Origin of the sequence: Caballeronia sp. Sq4a, from assembly GCF_023170545.1 — a bacterium.
Taxonomy (GTDB): domain Bacteria; phylum Pseudomonadota; class Gammaproteobacteria; order Burkholderiales; family Burkholderiaceae; genus Caballeronia.
The window spans coordinates 1,041,098-1,052,911 of the sequence record NZ_CP084251.1; the positions used below are offsets into that span (position 1 = coordinate 1,041,098).

At 63.9% G+C, this 11,814-nt stretch carries 11 protein-coding genes and 1 rRNA gene; 5 read left to right on the forward strand and 7 right to left on the reverse strand.

What is annotated here, in order from left to right; translation table 11 throughout:
- Nucleotides 1-41 precede the first annotated feature (41 nt).
- Together LDZ24_RS18745 and LDZ24_RS18750 are read right to left on the reverse strand one after the other, a co-directional pair.
- Complete coding sequence (locus LDZ24_RS18745) at nucleotides 42-800, reverse strand: endonuclease/exonuclease/phosphatase family protein (RefSeq protein ID WP_248322702.1); 759 nt, start codon at nucleotides 798-800, stop codon at nucleotides 42-44.
- Nucleotides 797-3,172: a VTT domain-containing protein gene (locus tag LDZ24_RS18750; RefSeq protein WP_371747436.1), complete on the reverse strand. Its 2,376-nt coding sequence runs from the start codon at nucleotides 3,170-3,172 to the stop codon at nucleotides 797-799. Before LDZ24_RS18750 ends, LDZ24_RS18745 begins: the two co-directional genes overlap by 4 nt.
- 193 nt (nucleotides 3,173-3,365) lie before the next feature.
- On the opposite strand from LDZ24_RS18750, the gene LDZ24_RS18755 reads away from it, so the two are divergent.
- From LDZ24_RS18755 to LDZ24_RS18770, 4 genes are all read left to right on the forward strand, one after another.
- Nucleotides 3,366-4,394: an aldo/keto reductase gene (locus LDZ24_RS18755; protein WP_248322703.1), complete on the forward strand. Its 1,029-nt coding sequence runs from the start codon at nucleotides 3,366-3,368 to the stop codon at nucleotides 4,392-4,394.
- A gap of 103 nt (nucleotides 4,395-4,497) precedes the next feature.
- Nucleotides 4,498-5,112: a LysE family translocator gene (locus LDZ24_RS18760; protein ID WP_248322704.1), complete on the forward strand. Its 615-nt coding sequence runs from the start codon at nucleotides 4,498-4,500 to the stop codon at nucleotides 5,110-5,112.
- 299 nt (nucleotides 5,113-5,411) lie between these two features.
- Nucleotides 5,412-5,582: a hypothetical protein gene (locus LDZ24_RS18765; protein WP_175942283.1), complete on the forward strand. Its 171-nt coding sequence runs from the start codon at nucleotides 5,412-5,414 to the stop codon at nucleotides 5,580-5,582.
- Between the two features lie 223 nt (nucleotides 5,583-5,805).
- Nucleotides 5,806-5,967 (forward strand): DUF1328 family protein, encoded by a 162-nt coding sequence (locus LDZ24_RS18770; RefSeq protein ID WP_044042785.1) that lies wholly within the window; start codon nucleotides 5,806-5,808, stop codon nucleotides 5,965-5,967.
- 75 nt (nucleotides 5,968-6,042) lie between these two features.
- Here LDZ24_RS18770 and LDZ24_RS18775 read toward each other — a convergent pair whose 3' ends face one another.
- Entirely contained in the window at nucleotides 6,043-7,128 is a 1,086-nt protein-coding gene (locus LDZ24_RS18775) for an MBL fold metallo-hydrolase (RefSeq protein WP_248323346.1), read from the reverse strand.
- A 345-nt stretch (nucleotides 7,129-7,473) separates the two neighbouring features.
- Here LDZ24_RS18775 and LDZ24_RS18780 point away from each other — a divergent pair, with 345 nt between their 5' ends.
- Nucleotides 7,474-7,809 (forward strand): hypothetical protein, encoded by a 336-nt coding sequence (locus LDZ24_RS18780; RefSeq protein ID WP_175942286.1) that lies wholly within the window; start codon nucleotides 7,474-7,476, stop codon nucleotides 7,807-7,809.
- Nucleotides 7,810-7,818: 9 nt separating this feature from the next.
- Here LDZ24_RS18780 and LDZ24_RS18785 read toward each other — a convergent pair whose 3' ends face one another.
- The 4 genes from LDZ24_RS18785 to rrf all read right to left on the reverse strand — a co-directional run bounded on the left by LDZ24_RS18785 (nucleotide 7,819) and on the right by rrf (nucleotide 11,691).
- A complete protein-coding gene (locus LDZ24_RS18785; protein WP_248322705.1) occupies nucleotides 7,819-9,603 on the reverse strand; it encodes an IlvD/Edd family dehydratase in 1,785 nt (594 codons plus the stop codon).
- A 115-nt stretch (nucleotides 9,604-9,718) separates the two neighbouring features.
- Nucleotides 9,719-10,717: a LacI family DNA-binding transcriptional regulator gene (locus tag LDZ24_RS18790; RefSeq protein ID WP_248323347.1), complete on the reverse strand. Its 999-nt coding sequence runs from the start codon at nucleotides 10,715-10,717 to the stop codon at nucleotides 9,719-9,721.
- Between the two features lie 47 nt (nucleotides 10,718-10,764).
- Nucleotides 10,765-11,412 carry a hypothetical protein gene (locus tag LDZ24_RS18795; RefSeq protein ID WP_248322706.1) on the reverse strand — a complete coding sequence of 216 codons (648 nt, stop codon included), beginning with the start codon at nucleotides 11,410-11,412 and terminating at the stop codon, nucleotides 10,765-10,767.
- Between the two features lie 165 nt (nucleotides 11,413-11,577).
- Nucleotides 11,578-11,691 (reverse strand): 5S ribosomal RNA (gene rrf / locus LDZ24_RS18800).
- Nucleotides 11,692-11,814: the final 123 nt, after the last annotated feature.

An 11,814-nucleotide genomic window follows, 5' to 3' on the forward strand; every position in this document is an offset into this window, starting at 1 on the left:
GTACATGCATCGCAGAAGCATCGCTTCCGCTTGCACGTGCATCAGCCGCCGTTCGACGAAGCGTTCGCGATATGCGCGATGAGCGGATAGTGATCCGATGCGATGCGCGAAAGCCGCGTGCGATGCACGTCGACGCGCATGAGCCGTTCGCCGGGATGCACCCAGATGCGATCGAGCGCGAAGAGCGGCCAGCGCGTCGGAAACGTGCGCAGCGCGCTCGCACGATGAAAGTGCGTGACGAGGCGCCGCAGCGTGCGGCCATAGACGAACCATTCATTCAGATCGCCGAGCAGGATCACGGGAAGCGCGGGCGTATCGAAGCTCTGAAGCACCTGTTCGACCTGCGCGCGACGCTCGCTCGATGCGAGTCCCAGATGCGTCGCCACGACGCGCCATGTTTCGCCGCCGCAGTCGATGTCCGCATCGAGCGCGCCGCGCGGCTCGCGGCTGCCGAACGAAAGATCGAGCGTGCGTACCGCCTGCACCGGATAGCGCGTGAGTACGGCGTTGCCATAGCGGCGCTCGGGGGTATCGAGCGTCGGGCCCGGCACCGCATGCAGGTTCGTCATGCGTTGCAGCAAGTCCAGCACGTTGGGCGAACTGCGGCCGCCTAGCGGCACTTCCTGAAGCGCGAAGATGTCCGCGTCGATCTCGGCGAGCACTTCGCCGATACGTTCCGGCGCGAACTTGCCGTCGATGCCCACTGCGCCATGCACGTTGTACGTCGCGATGCGCAGCTCCTTGGCGCGCGCCTCGGTCGCGCTTTCGATGTCGATTCCGGCGTCGTGCATCAACGTCATGAGCTGACCTCGTCGTGGCTTCGGGGCGATGCATTCGGCGCTGTGTTCGGCGCTGCATTGGCCGATGCATTCGGCGCCGCATCGCGCGGAATCGCGTTGCGATCGCGCAGGACGCTTGCACGCGCCGCTTCCTCGCTTGCGCGCGCTCTGTCTTCGTCGCTCGGCGCGCCTTCGTGCACGACTTCTTCCTTCGGATCGGCGCGGCCCAAGAAGCGTTGCAACAGGATCGACACGGCGATCAACACCGCGCCGATGCCGATCAGCACCGCGAACGAGCCGACCGTCGGATGCCGCAACGAAGCGATGAGCTGATGCGCGAACGCGACCGTCAGCACAATGCCCGGTCCCATGCCGAGCAGCGTGCCGATGAGAAAGTCCCGCATGCGAATGTGCGACGCGCCCGCCACCATGTTCACGATGGAAAACGGCGCGACTGGCAGCAGCCTCAATACGACCACCGCGACGATGCCGCGCTTGGCGACGCGTTCGGAGAGCCGGTTCACGCGCGCGCCCGCGAGCTTGCGCACCGCATCGCGGCCGAGCCACAGACCGAGCAGATACGAGACGGCGGCCGATGTCATGGTGCCTGCGAACGCGTATGCGCAGCCCCATCCCGCGCCGAACACGAGGCCGGTCGTCGCGATGAGCAGCGTGACGGGCACCGAAACGACGGCCGCCGCCGCGAAACACAACACGATCCATAGCGGCGCGAGCGGCAACGCGTCGATGCGCCGCGTCGCGCTCGTGAGCGACTTCAGGTTCACGTACTCGCCGAGCGGCGTCCAGTGCCATGCAGCGGCCACGCCGACCGCCAGCAGCGCGAGCACGCCGAGCAGCGCGAAGCGGCCGATGAGCGGCCGCGTCTTTTCGGCGGGCACGAACTGATCGACGAGTTCATCGGCGGCAATGGGCGTCTCGGGATCGATGAGCGCGTCGGGCGGAATGAGCTGATCGAGTTCGTGCGACACCACGGGATCGAGCGGCACCAGCGTGCGGTGTTCGTCGCGATCGCGCGAAAGAGCCGTGATCGCCGCGTTCAGGCCGCCGCGTGCTTCGCGCTCCCGGACGACATCCTCGACTTCGCAGCCGAGATGTTCGGCGAGCAGCGTGTCGCGCATCTTCGCGATCGCGCGGCGGATGCGCGCGTCGGCGCCCGCATCGATTGATACGTTGCATTCGCTGTCGAGCACCATCGAGCGATTGTTCAGATTCGCCGAGCCGACGATGAGCAGGTCGTCGTCGACGATCATCAGCTTGCTGTGCACGTTGACGATCTGCTCGCCGAGATCGGGCACCGTCGGACACAACAGACGATAGCGGCCGTGCCGGTCCGCCTGCTTCAAAAGCGCGTGCAAACGGGCGCGCAGCACGCCCATCGTGACTTCCTGAAGCCAGCCGCTCTGATTGCGCGGCACCACGATGGCGAGATCGGGACCGTCCTCGCGCGCGAGCGAATCGGAGAGCGCCGCGCCGATGGAGCCCGACGTGAAGTACTGGTTCTCGATATAGATGCTGCGCCGCGCGCGCGCGATGGCATCCAGGTATTGCGTGCGGATCTGCTGCACGGCGGGGCGCCCGAGATACGCGGGTTCGGTGAGCGAGAGCGCGATCTGCACATCGTCGATATCGACCGCGCGCGAAGGCGGCCACGGATCGCCTTGCCACGCCGCGCGATGCGCGCGGATCGCAAGCCGTCTGCCGCATGCGCGCGACCAACGCTCGCGGGCGAGTAGGCCGACCTCTCGCGCGGCGTCGCCATCGAACATGGAGTGGACATCGTGAAACGGCTGATACGCGGTACCGTTCGCGTCGCGCCGATGCGGGTCCGCCGGCGCATGCGCGGGCGTGTCCCAGCGCGAGCGCGTCAGGTCGAGGCCGCCCACGAACGCGAGCCGGTCGTCGATCACGACGACCTTCTGATGCTGCGAGCCGCCGAGCGGATGCTTGCCGTCCATCTGGAACGCGACGCGCCGATGCGTGCGCCAACCCATCTTGTAGACGGGTAGCCATTCGCGCTCGAAGGCGTACAGCATCGCGAAGTCCCACGCGAGGATGTAGATGCGCAGCCGGCGCTTTTCCGCCGCGATGGCATGCAGGAAGTCGCCGAGCGCTTCGGGATAGCCGTCGTTCGCGCCTTCGGGCGTGAGCTTCATGCGGCTGTCGATGTCCCAGCCGAGGATGAACACCGTGCGTTCGGCGCGCGTGATCGCCTCGCGCAGCACGCGAAAATAATCGGACCCGTCGATGAGCAGGCTGAAGCGGTCCGCGTGACGCACGCTTGCGCAGTTGCGTCCGGGCTCGAAGAAAGATGCGCCGAGGTCGTCGGTCGTCGTGGCGTTCGCACGGGAAACGCCCGTGGATGTGTCGTTCAAATGCTCTCCGTGTGAGAAGGCATGCGCAAGAGGTCTCGCGTCAGCAGTTTGCAAGCCGCATGCCCGCGAGCCGCGGTGGCCGCTGCGCGCGAACGGCGCTTGCGGTAGTCTCGTCAATCGACGTTATCGACGTTCACTGCAACGCGTGGACGACATCCTTCTTCAACGCAGCGTTCAACGACAAGGACACGCAATGGAATATCGACACTTAGGCGCTTCCGGCTTCAAGGTTCCGGTGCTGAGCTTCGGCACCGGAACGTTCGGCGGCAAGGGCGAATTCTTTCAGGCCTGGGGCGAGACCGACGTGAGCCAAGCGCGCCAGCTCGTCGACATCTGCCTCGATGCGGGCGTCACCATGTTCGACTCCGCCGACATCTATTCGCACGGCTCGTCGGAATCCATTCTCGGCGAAGCGCTCAAAGGCCGGCGCGACAAAGTGCTCATCTCGACGAAAGCCACCTTTCGTTTCGATGCGGACGATCCCAACAGCGTCGGGTCCTCGCGCTTTCATCTCATCAACGCGGTCAACGATGCATTGAAGCGCCTGCAAACGGACTACATCGACCTGTTCCAGCTGCATGGTTTCGACGCCAAAACGCCGGTGGAAGAGACGCTTTCCACGCTCGACGATCTCGTGCGCGCGGGCAAGATCCGCTATACGGGCGTGTCCAATTTCTCGGGCTGGCATCTGCAGAAATCGCTCGATGTCGCGGACCGTTGTGGCTATCCGCGCTATGTCGCTAACCAGACGTATTACTCGCTGATCGGCCGTGACTACGAATGGGAACTCATGCCGCTCGGTCTCGATCAGGGTGTCGGCGCTGTCGTCTGGAGTCCGCTCGGCTGGGGGCGTCTGACGGGCAAGATCCGGCGCGGACAGCCGCTGCCCGAATCGAGCCGGCTGCACAAGACGGCCGACATGGGCCCGCCCGTGCCGGACGAGTATCTGTACCGCGTCGTCGATGCGCTCGACGCGATCGCCGCGGAAACGGGCAAGACCGTGCCGCAGATCGCGCTCAACTGGCTGTTGCAGCGTCCGACGGTGGCCACCGTGCTGATCGGCGCGCGCAACGAGGAGCAACTGAGGCAGAACCTCGGCGCGGTCGGCTGGAACCTGACGGCCGAACAGGTCAAGCGGCTCGACGAAGCGAGCAAGGTGCGCCCTGCGTATCCGTACTGGCATCAGGAAGGCTTCGCGGAGCGTAATCCTTCACCGGTATAACGGCTGGCGCGCCGTACCGGGATTCATATGCGCATCTGTACCGGTACTGTACAGATGCGCGCCCGTACACTGGCAGCAATCGACCTTCCATTCGGATTGCGCCATGTCCTCCACTCTTTTCAGCGCCCTGCCCGCTGCCGCGCTTTTCGCGCTCGTCATGAGCATCACGCCCGGCCCGAACAACACGATGCTGCTCGCCTCGGGCGTCAACTTCGGATTGCGGCGCACGGTGCCGCATGTCCTCGGAATCAGCGCGGGCGTGGCGCTCTTGATGCTCGCCGCAGGCTTCGGTCTTGCCGAGGCGTTCGGCCATCTGCCGTGGCTCTATACGGCGCTGGAGACCGCGAGCGTCGCCTACTTGCTGTATCTCGCGTGGAAGATCGGCACGTCGTCGTCCGTGCAGACGCGCGACGGCGAGCGCCGCCCGATGCGCTTTCACGAAGCCGTCGCGTTTCAGTGGGTCAATCCGAAAGCATGGATGATGGTGCTGACTGCCGCGACCACCATTCATCTGCACGCGAGTCTTTCGCTCAATGCGGCGTTCATGGCGCTGGTGTTCATCGTGATCGGCCTGCCGTGCATCACGGCGTGGGCAGCGTTCGGCGTGTCGCTGCGGCGCTATCTCGCCAATCCGCGACTGTTGCGCCTCTTCAACCTGACGATGGCCGCGTTGCTTGTGCTGTCGCTGTATCCGATCGTCGCGCATTTCTTCGAATGATGCCGGTCTTGAAACGCGAGGCCCGGCGGCAATAAAGCGCTTTGCCGCGACGCAGGACCGGCGCATACTCGGCGTACGCGCCGGCCAGGCAAAACTTGCCGTCCCGCTTGCAAGAATGGGACGGCATTTTTCTATCCGCGTCTCTGTCAGACTGCCAAGACGATCGCGCGCAACGTCCCGTAAGCGATCCTTTAAGGCAGCTTGACCTGCCGCTTCATAGCCGATGCGGCATGCCGGTCTGCTCGTTCTTCGCGCCATATGCGATGGCGCGGCCTCGCAATCCGTTCAAGGAGTACGCCATGTCTGGAGCCAACCGCCCATCCGGTCCCGCCACGCGCAAAGCCCTCGACCTCGCTGATCAGATCGAGCGCGACGAATTGGAGAACCACTTGCTGGATGCGCAAAGCCGCGTCGACGATGACGACGAAGACGACGAGGAAACCGACTCCGATCGCACGCCGGGACGCTAGCCGCTGAGTAGCGCACGCGACGCCGCAATGCCCTTTCGCACGGGGCATTGCGGCGTTTCTGTTTCTGCGGCCGACACATCGGCCGAATTAGGCACAGCGGTTGCTTTGACCCTTCGTGCCGCCAAACCCTGAACAAAAGCGCGGCACGACCGATGAGCGAAGGCGGCAACGGTTTCAGTCCGCATGCAAATCGAACTACCAACCGAACCCCGTAGGAGGCCTCATGCTCCGTTACGCTGCAATCTTTTTCATCATCGCGATCATCGCGGCCGTTTTCGGCTTCGGCGGTATCGCAACGGGCGCGGCGGAAATCGCCAAGATCCTGTTCTTCATCTTCATCGTGATTTTCCTCGCGACTCTGCTGCTCGGCGTGTTCAGGCGATGACGATTGCTTCATCGCATGCGTTGCAAGCGGAACGCGCGGGCCGGATGGCCCGCGCGTTTTGCAAAGCGCTTATTGCTACGGTGTGCTTACTGATTTCTGCGCGACCGGCGCATCGAGACGAACCGTTTGCCCATGCATGAGCACCGTGAAGGCATCGGCGGGCAGACCCGCTTTTCGCACAGCTTCGGAGAGACGACGCGGCGGTTCGTCGAGCGGTTCGTCGGTGAGCTCGAATGTGCCCCAGTGAACGCCGATGGCACGCTTCGCATGAATGTCCTCGAAGATGCGCACGGCCTCTTCCGGATCGACATGCTGCGCATGCATGAACCAGCGCGGGTCGTAGGCGCCGACGGGAATCAATGCGAGATCGAAGCCGCCGAAGCGTGCGCCTATGTCGCGAAAGTCCGGTGAATAGCCGGTGTCGCCCGCGAAGAAGAACGAATAAGGACGCGCCGATCCCGGCGGTGTCTTGACGACCCAACTGCCCCATAAGGTCTTGGCGCGATCGAACGGCGTGCGAGCCGACCAGTGTTGCGCGGGCGCGAACCAGATATCGAGTCCGGCGGCGTGTGTTTCATCGCCCCAATTCAGCTCTTCGGCGTTCGTAATGCCGACGCTCGTCATCCACGCTTTTACGCCCATTGGAACGAGAAAACGCGGCGCGCCTCCCGCTTGACGGTTCAATGCCTCGACGCTCGCTTTGTCGAGATGATCGTAGTGATTGTGCGAGATCAGCACGATATCGATATGCGGAAGCTCATCGAGCGTGAGTCCGGGCGGCGTCTTGCGCTTCGGCCCGATGAATGTGAACGGCGACGCGCGCTCGGAAAACACAGGGTCGGTCAGCACGTTGACGCCGTTTATCTGCACGAGTGCAGTCGAATGACCGATCCACGTGAGCGTATCGACGCTACGGTTCGACTTGAGAAACGCAACGTCCGGACGCGCAACAGGAAAGCGATAACCGTTTGCGGGCGGCTTCGGCAATCCCTGCGTGAAGCGTTGCCATTGCCACTTCCAGAATGACTCGCGCGGCAGATGGCCGTAGTTGTTTTCGAAGCCCGACGACGTGTGCTTCGCGTGATGCAGCGGCTGCGGTTCGCTCGACGTCACAGGCGCTTCGCTACTCACAGCGGTTCCTCCTGTCGCGCATCCGGCCATGAGCGAGAGCGCACAGACCGCAATCCGCGCGTATGGTCGAACAACACTGGCAGCAGCATAGGCGAAGCGCATGTCGTGATCTTGAGATGAGATTCCGCATTGCACATTCGTTCATACGGAATGTAGAAAGGGAGGCCATGCTCCGGTTGGCAAGGCGTCCACGCGAACGACACGATAGGCGCTAGCCCCACGGATAAAGGCTCAGGAGCAATATGCGCGCCGTCGGCCCGCTTCTTGCCTATGTCTGCGGCGCTGATCTCAGCAGCTAAAAAATAACCGACACAAAGAACCAACAGCGGCGCGCATGCAGGATCGCGCAGTACGCCAGCAATAAACGGGGGCCCCATGGGCAGCAGCAAATACAGAAGTCTCGCGTCACGCACGTTCAACCCACAGCTCCACCCGATGCACGCGATGCTGGTTTCGCGCAGCGCGTCGCATATTGCAAGCGCGTTCACGGAGACCGGACGCGACGAAGCGCTTGCAGAAGGCATCGCCGCTGTCATCGCGCATTGCGGACACGCAGGGCTCGGGCTCTTTCTCGCGGCCGTCTGGCACTGGCTCGACGAGCGCGATTACTACGACGCAGCGGACGCGGTGCAGGACTACATCGAGAAGGGCAAGATGCCGAAGCTAAAGGCCAAGCCACAGACCGCGCGCCCGCGTGACGCGCGTCTGTGACCTCGCTGCTCAGTGCGAATGCCGCGGATTGCCGCGCGTTTCGATGACCTTCAGGTAGAGCGTCGCGGGCTCGAGACATCCACCCGTCGATAGCTGACCCACGGTCTGCCGATAGAGCTCCTGCCACGGCGTTTGCGCGACCGGCACGGCAAACGCTGCGTCCTTGCTGCGGCTTTGCAACTCCGCTTCATCGATCAACACGTTGACGGAGCGCGCATTCAGATCGACACGTATGCGGTCGTTGGTGCGCAACAGCGCGAGGCCGCCGCCGACCGCTGCTTCCGGCGACATGTTGAGAATCGACGGACTCGCCGACGTGCCGCTTTGCCGGCCATCGCCCATGCACGGCAGCGAATCGACGCCTCGCTTGATCAGGTCCGCAGGCGGCGCCATGTTGACCACTTCCGCGCTTCCCGGATAACCCACCGTGCCGCAGCCGCGAATGACGAGAATGCAGCGCTCGTCGATTTCGAGCGACGGGTCGTTGATGCGGGCGTGATAGTCCTCGGGGCCATCGAAGACAATGGCACGCGCTTCGAACACGTTCTCGGCGCCCGGCTCGCTCAGATACGTCTTCCTGAATGCCTCGCCGACCACCGACATCTTCATGATCGCGCTGTCGAAGAAGTTGCCCGACAGGACCATGAAGCCCGCGCCGTGCATCAGCGGTTCGTCGGCGGTACGGATCACGTCCTGATCGGCGACGGGCGCTTCATCGGCGATCTCGCCGATCTTGCGGCCGGAAACGGTAAGGCAATCGCGACGCAAGAGTCCCGCTGCATCCAGTTGACGCAGCACTGCAGGCACTCCGCCCGCGCGATGGAAGCTCTCGCCCAGATATTCGCCCGCGGGCATGCAGTTGACGATGAGCGGAATCTCTTCGCCGTAACGCTGCCAGTCTTCCAGACTCAGTTCGATGCCCATGTGCCGCGCGATCGCGATCAGATGCGGCGGGCAGTTGGTCGATGCGCCGAGCGCGGACGCCACGACGATCGCGTTGATGAACGCATCGCGCGTCATGATCTTCGACGGGCGCATGTCCTCTCGCACCATGTCGACGATGCGCTTGCCCGTTGCGTACGCCATCTGTCCGCGCTCGCGATACGCGGCGGGAATGCTCGCGCACGTCGGCAAGGACATGCCGAGCGCTTCGGCAAGGCTGTTCATCGAGAGCGCGGTGCCCATCGTGTTGCAGTGCCCGATCGAAGGCGACGAAGCCGTCGTGAGGCGCATGAAGCCTTCGTAGTCGATCTCGCCGGCCGCGAGCAAATTGCGCGCATGCCAGATGACCGTGCCGGAGCCGACGCGCTTGCCTTCGTACCAGCCGTCGAGCATCGGGCCGCCGGAGAGCACGATCGACGGCATGTCGACCGTTGCCGCGGCCATCAGGCACGCGGGCGTGGTCTTGTCGCAACCGGTCGTCAGCACGACGCCATCCAGCGGAAAGCCATGCATGATCTCGACGAGACCGAGATAAGCGAGATTGCGATCCAGCGCGGCGGTCGGGCGGCGGCTCTGCTCGGCGAGCGGATGCACGGGGAATTCCATCGGAATGCCGCCGGCATCGCGAATGCCGGCTTTCGTGCGCACCGCAAGCTCGATGTGATGCCGATTGCACGGCGCAAGGTCGCTGCCGGTCTGGGCAATGCCGATGATCGGCCGGCCCGACTGCAACTCTTCGCGCGTGAGACCGTAGTTCATGAACCGCTCGACATACAGCGCGGTCATGTCGGCATGCGAAGGGTCGTCGAACCATTCCTGACTGCGCAGGCGGCGGGGTGTCTGTTGGGACATGGCGTCTCTCTCCGTGGGGTTTGCTCTCGCGCTCTCGCGTTCTCGGCGCGCGAGCCCGGTATAGTTACCGGTAACATCGAAGCATGTTAGCACGCATTCGTGCGACGTCTAAGGCTCAGGCGCTCTCTCGCGCCAGCACCTGATACGCGATCCGCACCCGCTTGCTCGCGTGCTTGACGGCGCCCTGTTCGCGTTCTTCGAGCGCGGCCAGCAATACCTCTCCCGTGCGCAAGCCGATGCCATACGCATCGACGGATACGGTCGTGATCGAAGGCGTGCAACATGCCGCGACCTCGAAGTTGCCGAAGCCGGCCACCGCGATGTCGCCGGGCACCGAAAGCCCACGCCGGTGACACTCCATTATCGCGCCAAAGGCCGACATGTCGCTCACGCACATCACGGCCTGCGTGTCCGGCCACGCGGCGAGCAGCGACGCGATGGCGGGTCCGCCGTGGCTCATCGTGATCGGCGATTCCCCGAGACGCACGACGCGTTCGGCGTCGAGACCGAGCGCCTTCATCTCCATGCGAAAGCCCTTGAGGCGGTCGAGGCCGCGTCGATCCAGTTCGCTCGCCCCGCCTACGAAACCGATGCGCTGATGGCCGCGCTCGGCGAGATAGCGCACCATCTCGCGCGCGGCATTGACGTTGGAGAAGCCGACCGCGGCATCGATCGGATCGCTCGGGAAGTCCCACATCTCCACGACAGGCACGCCCGAGCGGCGCAGCAAGGTACGCGTCGCATCCGTATGACGCGAGCCCGTCAGCGCGATGCAGCGCGGCTGGTGCCGCAGCATCGAGCGAATCAGGCTCTCTTCGCGGTCGAGGTGATAGTCGGTGTCGCCGATCAACAATTGCAGCCCGTGCGGCTCCAGCGCGGCGGCGAGGCCGCGGACGGTATCGGAGAAGTTGGAACTGGCGAGCGACGGCACCATGACCGCGACGAACTCGGAGCGCCCGGAGGAAAGCGCGCCTGCGGCGGCATCGGCCACGTACCCGAGTTCGTCGATGGCCTGCTGTACGCGTTCACGCGTCGCCGATGCAACGCTATGACCCGCCAGCACGCGCGACACCGTCATCTTCGACACGCCCGCAAGCCGCGCGACGTCCGACATGCGCGGCGGGACGCGGGGGAGATCTTCGGCAGTAGCAGATACGTTGCTCAATCGACCCTCACCCAGCCGTCCGGACGCTGCTCGAGCGTGACGTGCAGCTTCGTTTCGCCGGCTTCGCGGTCGGCGGCGGTGAGGTCGGAAAACGCGCGCTTGATGTCGCGGTCGTCGGCCCAGGGCGCGACGTTGTCGAGCTTGTACGTGTAAGTGACGTCGGAGCGATGCGTGGTCGGATCGGGCTCCGTCCACGCGGTCACCTTGTCCAGCTTGACGCGCGCGTAACAAATCATCGAGACGCGGGAGTCCGCTGTGGCGTTGGGATCGCCCGCCTGGCGCACGGTTTCCACCGCATACTTCTGGCCTTCGCCCGTCAAGCCGTATGAGACGCCGTCCTGCTTTGCATTGGCGTTGGCGGGCGCCGCGGCAGCAGTGCGCGCGATCAAGCCGCTCTTTTCCAGCGCCGCCAGTTGCTCGCGCAACGCCGCGGCCGAATATTCGTTGAGATCGCGATTGCTATAGGTAGACGGAAACGTGAAGGGACCCCGGCCGCTGCGATTCAGGCACAGCAGGCCGCGGTTAGTCTTCATGTCAGCGGAAATAGCATCGCCCAAGGTGGACTCGCTCGCATCGTTCTTTTTGCCACAGGCCGCAGCCAACAGCACGACGCTGACAGCGGCGATCAACAGGCTCGTTCTCATGTGCGCTCCGGTGGTATCGGCATAGTGGTACACCTGCCGATGCCATTCTACCGACAGAATTGTCGCCTCCGGGAAGCGTCGGCGTCGGGACTTTTGCTGAATCTGCCGCCCCAAACGCAAAAACCCCACCTTTTCGGGGTGGGGTTTTTGTTTAGAGCAAGGGGAGCCTGACGATTACCTACTTTCACACGGGCAATCCGCACTATCATCGGCGTGGAGTCGTTTCACGGTCCTGTTCGGGATGGGAAGGGGTGGGACCGACTCGCTATGGTCATCAGGCTTTAAGGGGATGTTGTATCGCCTGTGTGGGCGCTACAACCAATCGGGGAAGAAGTAGTGTGAATTCGGGTGGCGATTGTCGCACACGCTGTGACTCGACCAGTGGCGCCCTCTTCGAGGGTG